The organism is Corynebacterium sp. HMSC055G02 (genome assembly GCF_001809065.1).
Taxonomy (GTDB): domain Bacteria; phylum Actinomycetota; class Actinomycetes; order Mycobacteriales; family Mycobacteriaceae; genus Corynebacterium; species Corynebacterium jeikeium_D.
Window position 1 is genome coordinate 90,874 of record NZ_KV795672.1, and the last position, 14,737, is coordinate 105,610.

13 protein-coding genes are annotated in these 14,737 nt (G+C 58.8%); 5 read left to right on the forward strand and 8 right to left on the reverse strand.

Going from position 1 to position 14,737, the window contains the following annotated elements:
• Positions 1-28: 28 nt before the first annotated feature.
• The 4 genes from HMPREF2547_RS09060 to HMPREF2547_RS09075 form a co-directional block, all read right to left on the reverse strand.
• Positions 29-388 carry a biotin/lipoyl-containing protein gene (locus tag HMPREF2547_RS09060; RefSeq protein ID WP_016422964.1) on the reverse strand — a complete coding sequence of 120 codons (360 nt, stop codon included), beginning with the start codon at positions 386-388 and terminating at the stop codon, positions 29-31.
• 71 nt (positions 389-459) lie between these two features.
• Positions 460-765, reverse strand: coding sequence for a hypothetical protein (locus tag HMPREF2547_RS09065; protein ID WP_016422965.1), 306 nt, complete (start codon positions 763-765; stop codon positions 460-462).
• Positions 765-2,378, reverse strand: coding sequence for an acyl-CoA carboxylase subunit beta (locus tag HMPREF2547_RS09070; protein ID WP_070545597.1), 1,614 nt, complete (start codon positions 2,376-2,378; stop codon positions 765-767). The genes HMPREF2547_RS09065 and HMPREF2547_RS09070 overlap by 1 nt, the downstream gene beginning before the upstream one ends.
• A gap of 23 nt (positions 2,379-2,401) precedes the next feature.
• The gene (locus tag HMPREF2547_RS09075; RefSeq protein ID WP_042388769.1) at positions 2,402-3,898 is read right to left on the reverse strand and encodes a methylmalonyl-CoA carboxytransferase subunit 5S; all 1,497 of its coding nucleotides are present in this window, start codon (positions 3,896-3,898) and stop codon (positions 2,402-2,404) included.
• Positions 3,899-4,172: 274 nt separating this feature from the next.
• On the opposite strand from HMPREF2547_RS09075, the gene glgX reads away from it, so the two are divergent.
• Positions 4,173-6,314, forward strand: a complete 2,142-nt coding sequence (gene glgX / locus HMPREF2547_RS09080; protein WP_048734718.1) for a glycogen debranching protein GlgX — start codon at positions 4,173-4,175, stop codon at positions 6,312-6,314.
• A 173-nt stretch (positions 6,315-6,487) separates the two neighbouring features.
• Here glgX and HMPREF2547_RS09085 read toward each other — a convergent pair whose 3' ends face one another.
• On the reverse strand, positions 6,488-6,730 hold the full coding sequence (locus tag HMPREF2547_RS09085; protein ID WP_070605614.1) for a HigA family addiction module antitoxin: 243 nt from the start codon (positions 6,728-6,730) through the stop codon (positions 6,488-6,490).
• Positions 6,731-7,053: 323 nt separating this feature from the next.
• Here HMPREF2547_RS09085 and HMPREF2547_RS09090 point away from each other — a divergent pair, with 323 nt between their 5' ends.
• The 3 genes from HMPREF2547_RS09090 to HMPREF2547_RS09100 all read left to right on the forward strand — a co-directional run bounded on the left by HMPREF2547_RS09090 (position 7,054) and on the right by HMPREF2547_RS09100 (position 12,435).
• A complete protein-coding gene (locus HMPREF2547_RS09090; RefSeq protein ID WP_070605616.1) occupies positions 7,054-8,703 on the forward strand; it encodes an exonuclease domain-containing protein in 1,650 nt (549 codons plus the stop codon).
• A gap of 113 nt (positions 8,704-8,816) precedes the next feature.
• A complete protein-coding gene (gene treY / locus HMPREF2547_RS09095) occupies positions 8,817-11,279 on the forward strand; it encodes a malto-oligosyltrehalose synthase (protein ID WP_070605618.1) in 2,463 nt (820 codons plus the stop codon).
• Positions 11,269-12,435, forward strand: a complete 1,167-nt coding sequence (locus HMPREF2547_RS09100; protein WP_070605620.1) for a GTP pyrophosphokinase — start codon at positions 11,269-11,271, stop codon at positions 12,433-12,435. The genes treY and HMPREF2547_RS09100 overlap by 11 nt, the downstream gene beginning before the upstream one ends.
• Here the strand turns inward: HMPREF2547_RS09100 and HMPREF2547_RS10655 are convergent.
• On the reverse strand, positions 12,383-12,775 hold the full coding sequence (locus tag HMPREF2547_RS10655; RefSeq protein ID WP_016422972.1) for an RNA-binding S4 domain-containing protein: 393 nt from the start codon (positions 12,773-12,775) through the stop codon (positions 12,383-12,385). The genes HMPREF2547_RS09100 and HMPREF2547_RS10655 overlap by 53 nt on opposite strands.
• Entirely contained in the window at positions 12,776-13,021 is a 246-nt protein-coding gene (locus HMPREF2547_RS09105; protein WP_005510313.1) for a hypothetical protein, read from the reverse strand.
• Positions 13,022-13,173: 152 nt separating this feature from the next.
• Here HMPREF2547_RS09105 and HMPREF2547_RS09110 point away from each other — a divergent pair, with 152 nt between their 5' ends.
• Positions 13,174-13,920 carry a helix-turn-helix domain-containing protein gene (locus HMPREF2547_RS09110; RefSeq protein WP_048734728.1) on the forward strand — a complete coding sequence of 249 codons (747 nt, stop codon included), beginning with the start codon at positions 13,174-13,176 and terminating at the stop codon, positions 13,918-13,920.
• A 6-nt stretch (positions 13,921-13,926) separates the two neighbouring features.
• On the opposite strand, the gene HMPREF2547_RS09115 is transcribed toward HMPREF2547_RS09110, so the two are convergent.
• Positions 13,927-14,628: a YigZ family protein gene (locus HMPREF2547_RS09115; protein ID WP_187401577.1), complete on the reverse strand. Its 702-nt coding sequence runs from the start codon at positions 14,626-14,628 to the stop codon at positions 13,927-13,929.
• Between the last annotated feature and the right edge of the window lie 109 nt (positions 14,629-14,737).

The following is a 14,737-nucleotide window of genomic DNA, read 5'->3' on the forward strand; positions in this document are numbered from 1 at the left end:
CAAAATCTTTACACCCCGGCTAATGCGGCTAATCAATCGAGACGAGTCCCTGGCCGCCCTGCACTGCGTCGCCGACTTCGACATGAATAGAGCCGACGGTGCCTGCAGCCGGGGCCGTAATCTCGGTTTCCATCTTCATTGCCTCGAGAATGAGCAGCACCTCCCCAGCCTCAATCTTCTGGCCTTCCTCGACCAAAATCTTGCTGACCGAACCTGCCAGTGGCGCCACCACCGAATTGGCGGAGACACCCGAGACACTAGCGGTGGCCGGCTCAACGGAAGCGCTCGACGATCCACCCAACACGATGGGCGAAAGACGCTTGGGCTCCTCAACTACTTCAACGTCGACATCGTAGGCAATGCCGCCGACAGTCACTTTCAATTTCATGGCTCAACAATCCTCACGTAGCAAAAGTCAATGAGTCAGACTCAATTAAGTCGGGTATCGAAAATTTCCAACTAACGCAGGTTGCGCTGCTGCTGGATCTGGCGTCCCTGCGCAGCCCACGTCTTATGGCGGTTGTATCGAATTGCCTTCACCTTGCCGCGATTGCCCAGGTACGCAGACACTGCTGCCGAAATGGCGATGACAGTATCCTCGGGGATATCTGCGTCCACGCGTTTGCGCAGTTCAGCCAACTCGCTCTCTGCCTGATTCAGTCGTGCCGTGGCCTTCTGCAAGCTTGTCGAGGTCGCATCCAACCGGTCGGTCAGTTCAGCGACGAGCGCTCGCAGCTCCTTAATCTCACCGATGCCGTCAGACATTACTGTGGCCCCAATCCGTGCTTCTTGGCCGGGCGAACCTCCCGCTTGTTACGCAGAACCGACAGTGCGTCAGCCACACGCAGGCGGGTTTCCGCCGGGTCAATCACGTCGTCGACCAGTCCGCGCGAGGCGGCGACATACGGCGTCGAGAAGCGTGTCTTGTATTCGGCGATACGCTCGTCGCGCACGCGCGCCTGCTCTTCCTCGTCGCCCGCGGCGGCAATTTCCTTTCGGAAGACCACGTTGACCGCACCCTCTGCGCCCATCACCGCAATTTCCGCGGTCGGCCATGCGAATACGTAGTCCGCGCCGAGGTCCTTCGAGCACATCGCCAGGTACGCACCGCCGTAGGCCTTACGCATGACGACGGTCACCTTAGGCACAGACGCTGCGGAGTATGCGTAGAGCATCTTTGCGCCGTGGCGGATGATGCCGCCATGCTCCTGGGTGACGCCCGGCATGAAGCCAGGAACGTCAACCAGGGTGACCAGCGGGATGTTAAAGGCATTGCAGAAGCGGATGAACTTTGCGCCCTTGTCCGAGGAATTGATGTCCAGCACACCGGACATCACGTTCGGTTGGTTGGCGACAAAGCCCACGGTACGGCCCAAAACTCGACCAAAGCCGACAACCAGGTTGGTGGCAAAACCCGCCTGGCACTCGAGGAAATCGCCATTGTCGGCGATACGGATGATGACCTCGCGGACGTCGTAGCCCTTCTTGCCATCGACGGGGACGATGTCGCGGAGCTCTGGATCCGGCTCGGCGTCGAATACCGGATCCACGATTGGCGGCTCTTCCGTGTTGTTCTGTGGCAGGAAGCTTAAGAGCTTCTGCGCAATCAGGATGGCCTGCTCGTCATCGTCGGCAACGAAGTCAATATTGCCGGCCTTGGCCATGTGCGCATCAGCGCCACCGAGCTGCTCGGAGGTGACTTCCTCGCCGGTCACAGACTTAATAACACCCGGACCAGTGATGAACATCTGCGCCTTGCGCGTCTGAATGATGAAGTCGGTCAGAGCTGGCGAGTAGGCAGCGCCTCCAGCACATGGACCTGCAATGATGGAAATCTGCGGCACCAGACCGGATAGCCAGACATTGTTGTAGAAGACCTGGCCATAGCCCGACAGAGAGTCAATTCCCTCTTGAATGCGAGCGCCACCGGAGTCGTTGATGAAAACGAACGGAGTGCCGTTGTCGGCAGCAGAGCGCATGGTGGCCGCAACCTTGCGGGACTGCGTTTCACCAGCGGAGCCACCCATGACCGTGAAGTCCTGGGAGGCCACGTGTACTGCCCGGCCGAGAACCGCGGCAGTGCCGGTGACCACGCCGTCGGCAGGCGCGTCGGCAGTATCCATGCCGAAGTCGGTGGTGCGGTGAGTCATGAACATCCCGGTTTCACGGAAAGTGCCCTCGTCGACGAAGTTGTCGATACGCTCGCGGGCAGTCATCTTCCCACGTTCGTGCTGCTTGGCCTGGCGGGCTTCACCGCCACCGGACTCAACACGGCGACGCTGAGCATCCAAATAATCCAGGCGCTCCGCCATCGAGGCATCGACGCCCGGCGCGACGGCATCCGCCGAATTCGGCTGGTTTGCTGAACTTTGCGACATTGCTATCTCTTCTCCCGATGTTCCTAGGCGGGTTCCACCTGGACGGTCTGCGAACGACCGCCAACGGTGACCTTGTAGCGAATTGGCTCGCGAATGGCATTGGCAGCACCTGAGGCCTGCTCCGCCTCGCGCTTGAGCTGTTCGGCAGTCTTACCGACGTTCTTCGGCCCTTCGCCGCGCGTGGTGAAGAATCCCGGTGCGACGGATGGGAACAGTGCGTTGGTCAGGACGTCCTCGGCGGTGCCGTTGTAACCGTCGAGCTCCTTGGCCTGCTCGACCAGGTCGTCCCACTCTGGCTCGAGGAGATCAGCCGGACGAACAGTGATTTCTTCCTTCTTAGTCTGTTCCGCTGCCTGCTTAATCAGCTCTGGGTTGCGCTCACCCGGGCACTGCCCGTAATAGCCGAGCATGAGGTCAGCGAACTCAGCCGTCATAACCTTGTAGCGTCCCATCAGCACGTTAAACACAGCTTGCGTGCCGACGATCTGCGAGCTCGGAGTCACCAGCGGCGGGTAACCGGCGTCCTTTCGGACAATCGGTACCTCACGCATAACCTCTTCGACGCGGTCACCCGCGCCTTGGGCCTTGAGCTGGTTTTCCATGTTCGACAACATGCCACCAGGAATCTGCGACATGAAAATGTCGGTATTGACCAGGGTTTTCGACTCGAACTCTGCGTACTTCGGACGCACCTTGCGGAAGTGGTCACGAATGGTGATCAGGTTATCCATGTTCAGGTCGGTGGTGTAGTCGGTTCCCTCCAACATTTCCACCAGCGACTCGGTCGGGTTGTGCCCCGGGCCCAGCGACATCGACGAAATTGCCGTGTCCACGACATCCGCACCAGCTTCGATGGCTTTCATCAAAGTCACCATCGTGACACCGGTGGTCGAGTGACAGTGGACGTTAATCTGGGTGTCCTCGCCGTAAGTTTCCTTGATGCCGCGGATGATGTCGTAAGCCGGCTGAGGTTTCAGCAGCGCTGCCATGTCCTTCAACGCAATGGAGTCCGCCCCCATATCCAGTAGACGACCAGCGAGCTTAACGTACCCGTCGACGTCGTGAAGCGGAGACGTCGTATAGCAGATCGTGCCCTGCGCATGCTTGTCGACGTTCTTGACCGCGCGCATGGCGTGCTCGAGATTGCGTGGGTCGTTGAGCGCGTCGAAAACACGGAATACGTCCATACCGTTTTCAGCGGACTTCTCGACGAACTTGTCAACCACCATGTCCTCGTAGTGCCGGTAACCGAGAAGATTCTGGCCGCGCAGCAGCATCTGCAGGCGACTGTTCGGCATCAGCTTGCGGAATGTCCGCAGGCGCTCCCAGGGATCTTCATTAAGGAAGCGGATGCAGGCGTCAAAGGTTGCGCCGCCCCAGCACTCCACACTCCAAAAACCGGCCTTGTCCATTTCTTCACAGACATCGACCATGTCTTCCATAGCCATTCGCGTTGCCATGAGGCTCTGATGAGCGTCTCGGAACGCTACTTCCGTTACACCAATGGTTCGTGGACTCATAACTCCAAAAGTAAAGGCCTTTGGGGATCTTCGCGCGTTGGTGACCGCGAATATTGGGGATTCGGCGCCCGCCAAGGTGCGTTTAGAGTGTCAAATTGCCCACTTGCAGGGTTAAATACTTATTTTCACGCGAAGTTTATGCTCTTAATCGTTCGACTCGAATTTTTCCTTGGGGGTCGTTTTTGCGAATTGCGCTCGACAGATGGGACGGATGGCGCGCCCACACGGGACCGAAAAAGGCTCATGTTTTTTACAAAACGGTTAAGGTAGTCACATGAACCAAGCAAATACAGTCGGCGATTATCAAGTATGGCCGGGTGAGCCTTACCCGCTCGGATCTACCTACGACGGCGCTGGCACCAACTTTGCACTCTTTTCCGACGTTGCGGAAAAGGTTGAGCTTTGTCTGATTAGCGCCGAAGGCGAAGAAACACGCATTGAGTTGGAAGAAGTCGATGCGCATATCTGGCACTGCTACATCCCGTCCATCATGCCGGGCCAGCGCTACGCCTACCGCGTACACGGCCCATTCGATCCGGCCAACGGTAAGCGTTGCGACCCCAACAAGCTGCTGGTCGACCCATACGCCAAGGCTTTCGACGGCGAATTCGACGGTCACCCATCACTGTTCAACTATGACATTCATGACCACTCGAAGCGCAACACCGAGGACAGCCTGGGACACACCATGACCTCCGTGGTCATCAACCCATTCTTCGACTGGGGCGCTGACCGCGCACCTCGCACGCCGTACAACGAGACCGTGATTTACGAGGCCCACGTCAAGGGCATGACCATGACTCACCCGGATATTCCGGAGGAGCTACGTGGTACCTATGCCGGTCTCGCGCATCCGGCGATTATTGACTACCTCAAGGACCTTGGTGTCACGGCTATCGAACTGATGCCGGTCCACCAGTTCCTCCAGGACGACCACCTGCGCGAAAAGGGGCTACGCAACTACTGGGGCTACAACACCTTCGGTTTCCTAGCACCACATCAGGACTACTCGGCTTCCCAAAAGCCAGGCGGAGCAGTCAGCGAGTTCAAGGGCATGGTGCGCGCATTTCACGATGCCGGCATTGAGGTTATCCTCGACGTGGTCTACAACCACACCGCCGAGGGCAACCACATGGGCCCAACCATCTGCTTCCGAGGCATCGACAACGAGGCCTACTACCGCCTGGTCGAAGGCGATCGCCAGCACTACATGGACTACACCGGCACCGGTAACTCCCTGAATGTGCGCCACCCGCACTCGCTGCAGCTCATCATGGATTCGCTGCGCTACTGGGTCTCCGAGATGCATGTCGACGGCTTCCGCTTCGATTTGGCATCCACCCTGGCTCGAGAATTCCACGATGTGGATCGCCTCTCTGCCTTCTTTGACTTGGTGCAGCAGGATCCGATTGTCAGCCAGGTCAAGCTCATCGCAGAACCGTGGGATGTCGGCGAAGGTGGCTACCAGGTCGGTAACTTCCCACCGCAGTGGACTGAATGGAACGGTAAGTACCGCGACACTATCCGCGACTTCTGGCGCGGTGAGCCATCCACGCTCGGCGAGTTCGCTTCACGTATCACCGGTTCCTCGGACCTGTATGCAAACAATGACCGCCGCCCAACTGCGTCGATTAACTTCGTGACCGCGCATGACGGTTTTACTCTCAATGACTTGGTCAGCTACAACGAGAAGCACAATATGGCCAACGGCGAGGACAACCGCGATGGCGAGTCCCACAACCGTTCGTGGAACTGCGGTGTGGAAGGCCCGACCGACGACGAGCGCATCATTTCGCTGCGCGCTCGCCAGCATCGTAACTTCCTGACCACTCTCCTGCTGTCCCAGGGCACTCCGATGATTAGCCACGGTGACGAAATGGGACGTGGCCAGAAGGGCAACAACAACGTCTACTGCCAGGACAACCGTTTGGCCTGGGTCGACTGGAATCAGACTCGTACCAACTCTGAACTGGTCGAATACACCCAGTTCCTGACTGAGCTGCGTGCGGAACACCCAGTCTTCCGACGCCGCCGCTTCCTGCGCGGTGGCCCGCTCGGTGCGGAAACCGACGATCGTGACATTGCCTGGCTGACCTATGAGGGTCGTGTCATGACGACCGATGACTGGAACTTCGACTTCGGCAAGTCGTTGATGGTCTGGCTCAACGGCGATGCCATCACTGAGCCTGATCGCCGAGGTCACAGGATTGAGGATGACTCCTTCCTGCTGTGCTTCAACGCCCACCACGAGGACATCATGTTCCAAATTCCGGGCACCGAATACGCACACAGCTGGGAAGTCATCATCGACACCACAGAGATCACGGGTCGCCCGACCCGCGAGCGCATCGTTGAGCCAGAAGGCGAGCTCCGCGTGCCAGCCCGTTCTACCATCGTGCTGATCGAGCGACACTAGCCGCGTCCGCGTTGGGTGTAGGGGCCTGGGCCTGGGTTGGATCCTACACAAAAAATCCCCTGTCGGCGGAAGACTTTTCTTCCACTGACAGGGGATTTTCGGCTCTGAGTTCAACTCAAAACAGGGTTTGGGTCAACACAGCACTGCGGGAGCCGAGCTGGCGTGAAGTCTTCTTACGCAGATGCGCGCATATTAAACTCCGCCTGAGAGTTCAACCAGTACTCCGGCTCGGTGTCAAAGTAGTCGGACAGTCGATTTGCGAGGTCAGTGGTGACCGCAGTGCGGCCGGTGCGAAAGCGCTCCAGAGTTGAGCTTGGCACGCCGATGGCAAGAGCCAGTCGGTAGATAGAGAGGTGTCGCGGCTCGAGGAAATTATCGTTCAAGATAGAACCAGGGTGCACAGAATGCGTGCTCAAAATGTTTACTCCTTATTTCATCGCTTCACTGGCATACGTTGTTTCCGCTTTGCCCTTCGCTTGAGCTCGAAAGCTCGAACGACCAGTTACCGCCGTTCGTCGAAAAGTATAAGGAGCGCCCGCTCAAAATGCATCCGGACATTTAACCTCCCAAAACATGTGGTTTTCAGGGGTACAGACACCCCCACTGTCCGAACACTCCATAAATATTCCTATTTCTGTGGACATTTCCACATTGTCGGAAGCCATGTGTACTCGGCGAGAACCGCAGGTACCGCAGCCTCTATGGGGCTCAATCCGCCATCGGCGCTACCATCTAGTGCATGACTACGACCACGCCATCCTCCGAGCCCGCCGTCGTCTTCGAGCTCACCGGCGACACGGTGACTATTACCGCAGATGGGCTCCGCCTTACCCACACCATCAACACGGCTAGCACCGACCCCGCGAAGCCCCTCCCGCTTGCCGACGTTGCCGAGGTCGCATCGGCAAGTAAAAACGGTGTCTACACTCCGGCCAACCGCTTCTTCCCCGGCACGGTAGACCTCGGAGTAGCTTTGCCAAAGGCCCGTGTGATGTCTCATCGTCAGGCAGCAGCGCAGTTGCTGGCTGACCTCATGGCGGAGATGGCCAAGAATCCGGAGTTCTACAATTCAGCAGATGCTTTTACTTCCACGTTGATGCCGTGGGTGGCACAGCGCGCGGCAGTCACCGAAGGCGTGAGTGTGGTTGAGGGCGCGGGCGACGTCGTAAAGCAGTCTGTGCCTTTTGCACCGCTTCCTACTGGGGATGAGGTTGCGGCGTCGGACATCGCACCGTTTGCAGCGTTCGATGTAGAGACAGCGAACGAAGACACCGGCTCGATTATTCAGCTTGGTGTTGCGGTCGTGCGTGGCGGGAAGGTGACGGATCGTTATTCCTGGATGTGCCGTCCGCCAAAGGGTCTGGAGTATTTTGATGAAGCCAATGTCGCGATTCATGGCATCACGGCGGCGGATGTGGCCGGTGAGCCGTCATTTCCGGAGCAGCTGGCGAAGTTTGTTGACGTCGTTGGGGATTTGGACGTAGTTGCTCACAATGCGCGGTTTGATTTCACAGCCCTGTCGCGGGCGTGCCGGGCGGAAGGCATTCCAGCACCGAAGTTGAATTTTGCGTGTACTTATATGTGGGCTCGGCAGATGCAGTTGGGGCTGCCCAACTTGAAGCTGCCGACGTTGGCGGAGGCCGCGGGGGCGTCGCTGGAGAATCATCATGATGCGACGGCAGATGCGGTCGCATGTGCTGAGGTAGCGCTGTGGTTGATGGAGCAGCAGCGCGCGACATCGGTGGCTGATTTGAGCCAGAAGGTCTCGCTGAGCTTGGGCCAGATTGGCAGTGGACGAGTGCGGATGGTGCGCTATGACCCGTCTGGTGTCGCCAGCACTGGTGCCGGGACCAACGCGGGAACTGGTGCTGGTGCTGGTGCTGGTGCGCAGTCCGGCAGTTCCGCGCCGTCACGTCGGCCGCGTCGCAATGCGAAATGGGATGCGGCAAAGACACCGGACACCATTCCAGACCCGAATCCGGACGCGGATCCAAGCGGCCTGCTGTACCAGCAGCGGGTGACACTGACCGGTGATTTTGCCCCGTATGACAAGGGCTTTCTGTGGGACAAGATTGCCTTTGCAGGTGCGAATATCAATAAGGGTGTCACGAAGAAGACGACAATTTTGGTCGCCGGTCCGTGGGATTCGGCGACGTCGAAGGAGAAGAGGGCTCGACAGCTGCAGGCCGAAGGCCAGGAAATCCAGATTTGGACTGAGAAGGAGCTCTTCACCGCACTCGGGCTGAATCCGGAAGAGGATGGCGCGTCCGAAGCAGGAGACACTGCGGAAGGGACACCTAGCGCCAGCGCCGGAAACAACTCCAGTGAGTCGGTTCCGTTGTTCGGTTCTACTTCCCTGCCCGGCGATGACGGAATGCCACCCTTCTAGGCCACGTTCACGAGAAGAAATTCGCATTCGGACGGCGGGCGCAGACTCTGGGGCTAGCTGCTGCCACAGCGGTCAGGCAGCAGCTTTTCCTGGTGGGCGGTATAAAGGGGAACATGAGTCGCCGACCAATTACGTCCACCTACCGTCTCCAACTCCGTGGCCCCAAGGCCGACCCAAACGGGCGCGCTTTCACGTTCGCTGACGCGGCTGAACAGGTCGGCTACTTGGCAGACCTCGGAATTTCACACCTGTATCTGTCGCCTATCCTCACCTCCGTACCGGAGTCTAACCATGGCTACGATGTCATCGATCCGACGACGGTGAACCCGGAGCTCGGCGGCATGGAAGAGCTGCAGAAGCTCGCGCAGGTGGCGCACAAGGCCGGTCTGGGCATCATTATCGACCTGGTACCGAACCACCTCGGTGTTGAGGAGCCCAAGCTCAATGCCTGGTGGTGGGACGTTCTGACCTATGGCAAGGATTCTCAGTTCGAGCCATACTTCGATATCGACTGGCACGAGGACAACGGTGCCAACGGCAAGATGGGGTTGCCGATTCTGGGCTCCCCGGAGGATATCGACAAGCTGGAGCTCGACACCTCTGGCGACGAGCCACTTCTGCGCTACTACGACAACACATTCCCGGTGCGCCCGGGCACCGAGGACGGCACCCCGCAGGAAGTACATGATCGCCAGGCCTATCGCCTGATGTACTGGAAGGACGGGGTCATTGGCTACCGTCGATTCTTCAGCGTCAACGGCCTGGCCGGCATCCGCCAGGAAAACCCGGTGGTATTCGAGCACACACACCGCATCATCCGCGAGCTGCTAGCTGCGGACATCATTGACGGTGTCCGCATTGACCACCCAGATGGCCTCAGCAACCCATTCGGATATCTCAGTGAGCTGCGCCGTCTACTCGGCGATGACAAGTGGCTGGTTATCGAGAAGATTCTGGGTGCCGAAGAGCCACTGGATCCGAGGCTCCAGGTTGACGGCACCACGGGTTACGACGCCCTGCGTGAGTTCGACAATGTCTTCGTCAACCGCGACTCCCGAGACGCCATGAGTATGTTGGCTCTGCAGCAGTCCGGCTCAACCTGGGACAAGACTGCCGTGCAGGCAACTGCGCAGGCCCTCAAGCACGATGTCGCGGCTCACGAGCTGGCTGCGGAGGTCCGTCGTCTAGCACGTGCCCTGCGCCGCGATAACTGGTCTATCAGCGGTACCAGCGTCAGCGATGAGGTACTTATCGACACCATCTGCAAGCTGGTCGCTGCCATGCCTGTCTATCGTTCGGACTATGTCTCCCTGTCACGAGTGGCTTCCACGGTCATTGGTGAAATGGCAGCGCGTTTCCCCTCTCGTGTCTTTGCCCTCGACCTCATTTCGGCAGGTTTGGTAGCCGGTGGTGAGGCCGCCACGCGGTTCGCGCAGGTCTGTGGTGCGGTCATGGCAAAGGGTGTCGAAGACACCACCTTCTACCGCGCCTGCCGCCTGATCAGCCTGAACGAAGTCGGCGGTGATTTGGGTCGCTACGGCATGTCGGCGGCGGAGTTCCACCTGTTGCAGTCGGAACGTGCTCGCCTCTGGCCACGAACCATGACCACGCTGTCCACGCACGACACCAAGCGCGGCGAAGATGTCCGAGCCCGCATTCTCCAGCTCTCCGATGTCTCCGGCGACTGGGCTGAAAATGTCCGCAACTGGATGGCCATCACCCCCGCCCCGGACGATGCCACCGGCTACTTCCTGTTGCAGAACATCATCGGAGTCTGGCCGACCGACGGCGTAATTACCGATGAACTGCGTGAACGCCTCCACGACTACGCCATTAAGGCCATCCGCGAGGCAGATGTGCACACCTCCTGGACGGAGCCGGTCGAGGAGTTCGAACTCGGCATTCGCAGCTGGATCGACGCGCTTCTCGACGGCCCCCTGACCGACTCCATCACAGAGTTCGTCCGCTCCATTGCGCCAGCTGCCCTGACCACGTCACTGTCGCGCAAACTCCTCCAGCTTGTCGGCCCCGGCATCCCCGATACCTACCAGGGGACGGAGTTCACAGAGGACTCCCTGGTTGATCCTGACAACCGCCGGTTCGTCGACTACGATGCGCGCGTCGCGGCGCTGGATAAGGTTGCTCGCGATGAGGTCACGTCGGTAACTAAGAGTCCAGAGCACCCAGCTGAGCTGCCGGAGGACTTTACGGATGCCGATGCGGACGTCGCAAAGCTGATGGTGACTCACCACGGAGTGAAGCTGCGTGCGGAACGCCCGGAGTCCTTCGTCGGCGGCGCCTACCAGCCAGTATTCGCCGTGGGTGTCGGCGAGCGTCATTTGGTCGGTGCAGCACGTGGACCGAAGGGCGAGCCGGAAGATGTTATCGCGCTGGTGACGCGGCGTCCGCTGGGGCTGCAACGCGAAGGCGGTTGGGGCGACACTACAGTGACACTTCCCAAGGGATTCTGGACCGACCGTTTCACCGGCCATACTTGGTCAGGCACCATCGCCGTGGCTTCTCTGTTCAGCTCCTTCCCAGTAGCACTGCTGGTACGCGAGGACGATGACGACTAAGCGCATGAAGGATTCGCTTCCCGACGATTCCCGCGACCAAACCCGCAAGGCTCAGTTGGCGGAGGATCGAGAGGTTACACGTGCGCTGCAGTCGAAGTACGACTCGTGGGCAACTCGGCACCCCACCGCCGCGCAGGACTTTGTCGATGCGATTAAAGAGATTCTCTCCGATGCCGGTTTGGCCTTTGACAATGTCACGGCGCGGGTGAAGTCTTTCCGCTCATTGCGGCAGAAGGCCCTGCGTCGTGAAGCGGATGGCAGCTACGTCTACCCTGACCCGTGGCACGATATCCACGACATCATCGGTGTGCGTGTAACCACGTACCATTCGACGGAGATTCCCGCGATTATGGATGCGCTGGGAGATTCGCTGACTGTGCTGCGCACGATCGACAAGACCGCGGAGACACGAATCAGCGGCCGGTTGGGATACGGCTCCCAGCACTTGATCTGCAAGGTGTCGACGGCGGCGCCGTCAGAGCTAGCTCCATATGCGGATATGCAGTTTGAGGTGCAACTGCGCACTGTGCTGCAGCATGCGTGGGCGGAGTTTGAGCACGATATTCGTTACAAGGCCCCTGAGGGAGCGACAGACCCGCGGATTGATAGAGCTTTTGCGCTGGCCGCTGGCCTTATTGAGCTCGCGGATCAGCAGTTCGACCAAGTCGTTGCCGTGCTGGAGGAATCTACGCCAGACGATTCCGCGCAAGGAGAGGGCGAACAGCCCTCAGTTCCGGCAAAGACCACAGCCGATGACATTGTGGTGACTGAGGAAACCCTACCCGGAGTGCTGACGATGTTGCTTCCCGATGCACCCCGCTCGAAATCAGAGCATTACGGCTGGGCAGAAGAACTGCTGGAGCGCAATGGCATTCGCACTGTCGGGCAGCTGCGAGAGCTACTTAATCCGCAGCGTCTCAGCGCGGTAAGCAAGGCCATGAAGTACCGCTTTAACCCAGGTCATGTGCGTGTTATCGATGACCTGCTACTAGCGGCTCGCGGCGACAAGCACATCAAGGCCACTGCGGATACCAGCCATAACCCGAAGCGCCGACCAGCTCGTTTGCGCGCACGATTGCAGCAACTAGCTGAGGCCGGGATGCCTATGAGCGACGTCCCCGAAGACGATCGAGCTGACGGCGATCGCGCTTCGTAGGCCGCCCGGCACCGCGGTCGCGCATCGGCATCGATGCGAGAATCTCCCTCGGAGGCGGTGGCGGAGAGTGGTCGATATAGCACTGCCTGGCCACCGGAGCTCCGACCCGCTTCTTCACAGTCTTGGTGACCTCAACAATGTGTTCGCGGTGGTTTGCCCACAATCGCACTCTGTCCCCTGGGACGACTAGAACTGAGGGTTTCACGGCCTCGCCGTTGACTTTGACGTGGCCGCCACGGCACGCATCTGCGGCCAATGAGCGAGTTTTCAGCAACCTGACCGCCCAGATCCAGGCATCGATACGCACTGGTTCGGTAGACAATTGCTGCTGAGCAGGCACTTACTGCGGATCCTTGTAGTTGACGATCCGCTGAACCTTTTGCCAATTGAGAAAACCACCGACCAGGCCGACTACTGCCAGGATGAGGAATAGCGACATGCTTCCGGCTAGAAGTCCGAGCACTGCACCGCCGACGACACCGCTGCCTGCCCATACAACGGCATTGCGGGAGTACTTTCGCACCGCGTTCTTGCGGAGCTCAATGGGGTTCTGAGGTTGGGGCTGAAGATAGCTCATGGAGTACATATTAGAGCGTTCTGGTCACCCTGACGCATCGCATAGGTCGATAGGGCGTACAATTCGGGAAAAATCCCGACAGATATAGCAAGCCTGCTAAATATTCCTATTTGAGTAGGTAATTAATACAATGGCGTAGCTAGGTTGCTAGAGTTAGCGCTATGACAGAAACTGTCCGCCCCCGCCACCGTATGGTCGACCGCGTTGCGGCGATCCTCGAACTCGTTGCGCGCTCTAACGAAGGTCTAACCCTCACAGACATCGCCCACACGTTGAACTATCCGCTCAGTACCACGCAGGGCCTTGTCAACGGTCTGACTGTGACAGGTTACCTTGACGAGTCCAACAAGCGTTACACGCTCGGCATGGCGCCGTTTCTGCTCAATGTCATGGCCGGTCGTCGCATGGTCCACGTTCCGACGGCCGAGCTTGAGGCGATTCACAACGAAACTGGCTTGATTACCGTGCTGGCACTGCCGGTTGGTGGCAAGCTTTTCTACCTCAAAACCGTCGGTGAATCCATGCGCTACCAGTACCTGACGGAGAACTTCCTGCCACGCTCGCTGCTGCGCACCTCTGCAGGTTGGGTTTTGATGAGTCGGTTTGAAAAGCGCGAACTGTGGTCCTACCTGAACTCCGCGCGACCGGAAGACCAGGTTTATGTGGATGATTTCCTCCGCCAGGCTGGGGAAATCGCAGAGACCGGCGTCTGTGCTGCCCCGGGTATTGCCGAAGGCGGTGGCGTCGATGGTGTCTCTATCGCAGTGGAGGAAGACGGCGCTACTGTGGCAGCGGTCTGTGTCTTCGGTCGGCCGGAAAAGATTGCGGAAAACAAGGACGAACTGGTGGAAATTCTCAAGCGTCATCGCGGCGCACACAACGGCGAGGAGTCCCCGAACCAGGGTTAGTGGCTGTTAGGCGCGCAGCTCCCACCAGATTTCGCCACCGTCCGTAGACGGCTCGCTAGCTCCCTTAGTCAGCGCCTGCATTTCGCCGTCAAGCTGGGCAATCCCATCGGCAGTCACTGCGATGGAAAACTCCACGTGCTGCCCCCACCGCGTTTCCACAATCTCATAGCCGCGAGCACGCAATTCTGCCTCGATGCGACCGGCATCTGCAGCGGAGACACTCACTACTCTCAGGGCTCTTTGCACTCGACGCATGCGCGTGACTTTTTCTAGACACTCTGAGACCGAATCCGAATAAGCCCTTACAAGCCCGCCCGTGCCCAATTTGATGCCGCCAAAATAGCGGATTACTACGGCGGTGACATTCGTCATTCCAGAGCCTTGGAGCACATCGAGCATCGGGCGCCCTGCCGTGCCACCAGGTTCACCGTCATCTGAGGATCGCTCCACCCGATTTCCTCCGACGACCTCATGAATGTATGCGCTGCAGTGGTGGCGAGCATCCGGGTACTCCGCCTTGGCCAAATTAATGACCTCTCGGGCGCTATCTTCGTCGTCGGCACGCGCAATCCACGTAATGAAGCGCGATTTCTTAATCTCGATTTCATTCGTGACGATGTCACCGTCGGCGGGGACAATCAGCTCGATGTCACGCTGATTCTGCGTCGCTTCGGTCGAAGTGGATGGCTCGGTGGTCATAGTGTCCATTGTTGCGTATGGGCTTCGTGCACACCCAATCACCGTCGGTCGCTACTATCTCGACCTCACCTTGGGCTCACCTCAAATCCGCAGTGGTCGAAAAAGTTTCACTGTGTCA

Excerpts from the sequence above, each read along its gene's own strand:
- HMPREF2547_RS09075 (WP_042388769.1), bottom strand. The coding sequence starts at position 3,898 with ATGAGTCCACGAACCATTGGTGTAACGGAAGTAGCGTTCCGAGACGCT.
- HMPREF2547_RS09070 (WP_070545597.1), bottom strand. The coding sequence starts at position 2,378 with ATGTCGCAAAGTTCAGCAAACCAGCCGAATTCGGCGGATGCCGTCGCG.
- HMPREF2547_RS09065 (WP_016422965.1), bottom strand. The coding sequence starts at position 765 with ATGTCTGACGGCATCGGTGAGATTAAGGAGCTGCGAGCGCTCGTCGCT.
- treY (WP_070605618.1), top strand. The coding sequence starts at position 8,817 with ATGAGTCGCCGACCAATTACGTCCACCTACCGTCTCCAACTCCGTGGC.
- HMPREF2547_RS09090 (WP_070605616.1), top strand. The coding sequence starts at position 7,054 with ATGACTACGACCACGCCATCCTCCGAGCCCGCCGTCGTCTTCGAGCTC.
- HMPREF2547_RS09115 (WP_187401577.1), bottom strand. The coding sequence starts at position 14,628 with ATGGACACTATGACCACCGAGCCATCCACTTCGACCGAAGCGACGCAG.
- HMPREF2547_RS09060 (WP_016422964.1), bottom strand. The coding sequence starts at position 388 with ATGAAATTGAAAGTGACTGTCGGCGGCATTGCCTACGATGTCGACGTT.
- HMPREF2547_RS09110 (WP_048734728.1), top strand. The coding sequence starts at position 13,174 with ATGACAGAAACTGTCCGCCCCCGCCACCGTATGGTCGACCGCGTTGCG.
- glgX (WP_048734718.1), top strand. The coding sequence starts at position 4,173 with ATGAACCAAGCAAATACAGTCGGCGATTATCAAGTATGGCCGGGTGAG.
- HMPREF2547_RS09100 (WP_070605620.1), top strand. The coding sequence starts at position 11,269 with ATGACGACTAAGCGCATGAAGGATTCGCTTCCCGACGATTCCCGCGAC.
- HMPREF2547_RS09105 (WP_005510313.1), bottom strand. The coding sequence starts at position 13,021 with ATGTACTCCATGAGCTATCTTCAGCCCCAACCTCAGAACCCCATTGAG.